This is a genomic window from Pedococcus sp. 5OH_020, from assembly GCF_027812955.1.
Taxonomy (GTDB): domain Bacteria; phylum Actinomycetota; class Actinomycetes; order Actinomycetales; family Dermatophilaceae; genus Pedococcus.
Map to the genome: position 1 here is coordinate 1 of NZ_JAPYZV010000024.1, position 1,602 is coordinate 1,602.

Here is a 1,602-nt window from a genome sequence, read left to right on the forward strand (position 1 = left end):
AGCCACACCCCACCCGGGGGCTCTCACCTCGTCAACACGACTCGCCTGCCACCAACCTCATGGCCGGGTACACCTAGCGTGGACGGCCGTACCGGGCGGCGCAGGGGAGCCCACCCCAAACCCCATGGAGGCTGCCATGACAGAGCTCACCGCGTTCACGATCGGTCCACCGGAGCCGGTCGAGGACTCCCGTCTCCTGCCCGTCGTCACCGCCGACGACGAGGCCGGCTTCGTGACGGGAGCCGATCTCGGAGACGCGCATCCGGACAACGTCGCCCAGCTGCCCGACGAGGTCGCGGCGCAGCTCGACTCGGTCCCCGAGGGACAGGCGGATCCCCCGGCATCGAACGCGAACGGGGAGTCGCTCCCCACGCAGGACGAGCTGGATGCCGCAGTGGCGGACGTGGACCCGCAGAACGTCGACCCGGACGGATTCTCCGCGCAGGAGCTGGGTTTCGTGGGGCTGGAAGACGAGGGGCCGGACGAGCAGGACGAGCGAGGGCAGCAGTGATGGCAGCCGTCCTCAGCACCCGCGAGGCCACCGGCATGCTCGTCGCGATCGGCTTCGACAACGCCCCCCGCAGCTTCGCCACCGCGTTCACCGGTTTCCAGCAGGGCTGGAACCTGGGCCCGGCACTCGACCCGGACGGGAGGTTCGGCACGCACACCAGCGCAGCGCTTGCGATCTCCTTCGCCCGCCAGCGCAAAGGGCTGTCGACGATGAGCCCGAACTTCTCCTATGTCGAGTTCCGCTGCAACGACGGAGGACGGTTTCCCGAGTGCCGGCGGATCTGGATGCTCCGCGACCACATCCGTCGCCTCGAGGCCTACCGGGTGAAGATCGGCGCGCCGGTGCGGATCGTGTCCGGCTGTCGCTGCAAGCGCCACAACGCGGAGGTCGGCGGGGCGAAGTCGAGCCAGCACATGTTCGGCACGGCGTCCGACATCCAGGGACTGGCCTCACTGGACCAGAAGAAGAGGTTCGCCCTCTTCGCCGGGCTGGGCTTCCAGCAGAGCACCGGTCGCGTGGTCCACGTCGACTCGCGGGACAAGGGCGCGAGCAACCTCACCGGCGGGAAGCCGACCGCTCCCACGACGTGGAGGTACTCCACCTGAGAAGGGCTTGTTGTTCCTCGACGGCACGACCACCTGGGCCGTCGGCGTGAGCGAGAAGTCGTCCCCGAACCCGCCGCGCTCGAGGAAACCCGCGTCCGTCGTATGACGCAGGCGGGAGCTGGATGGTCCTGCCTGCGCACGGGCCGAGGTCAACCTAGTCGTGTCGCCACCCGTGGGAGTCGCCGGTTCCTCTACGCATGGGGAAGAGGCGACGGGGAGGTATCGGTCCGAAAAGGGGGCGCCCTCAGCGGCGCACCCCGTCGGACCCCACGTCGACGCTCTTACCCGCATCCCTACCGCCGGCCCGGGGACCCGGGCCCATCGCCCTGGGTGCGGTGTGGGTGCCCGCGGTCACGGTGGAGGTGCCGTCGCCGTGGGTCTGGTCGCCGACGTCATGCCCATCGTGCCCGTGCTCGTCGGCCGGTGTCTGGTCGTCCTCGTCGTCGTGGTCGAGGAGGGTGGACTCGTCGAAGGGGAGGTCTCCGG

General features: G+C 69.7%; 3 protein-coding genes. 2 read left to right on the forward strand and 1 reads right to left on the reverse strand.

Features of this window, described 5'->3' with window-relative positions; all coding sequences use genetic code 11:
- The first annotated feature begins 136 nt into the window (after positions 1-136).
- Together PHA84_RS20630 and PHA84_RS20635 are read left to right on the forward strand one after the other, a co-directional pair.
- Positions 137-511 carry a hypothetical protein gene (locus PHA84_RS20630; protein ID WP_270890021.1) on the forward strand — a complete coding sequence of 125 codons (375 nt, stop codon included), beginning with the start codon at positions 137-139 and terminating at the stop codon, positions 509-511.
- Complete coding sequence (locus tag PHA84_RS20635) at positions 511-1,116, forward strand: D-Ala-D-Ala carboxypeptidase family metallohydrolase (protein WP_270890022.1); 606 nt, start codon at positions 511-513, stop codon at positions 1,114-1,116. Before PHA84_RS20630 ends, PHA84_RS20635 begins: the two co-directional genes overlap by 1 nt.
- Before the next feature lie 244 nt (positions 1,117-1,360).
- Here PHA84_RS20635 and PHA84_RS20640 read toward each other — a convergent pair.
- On the reverse strand, positions 1,361-1,602 hold a 242-nt coding region (locus PHA84_RS20640; protein WP_270890023.1), incomplete at its 5' end, for a hypothetical protein.

What these genes read in the sequence shown, in the direction of transcription:
- PHA84_RS20630 (WP_270890021.1), top strand. Translation starts at nt 137, where the DNA reads ATGACAGAGCTCACCGCGTTCACGATCGGTCCACCGGAGCCGGTCGAG.
- PHA84_RS20635 (WP_270890022.1), top strand. Translation starts at nt 511, where the DNA reads ATGGCAGCCGTCCTCAGCACCCGCGAGGCCACCGGCATGCTCGTCGCG.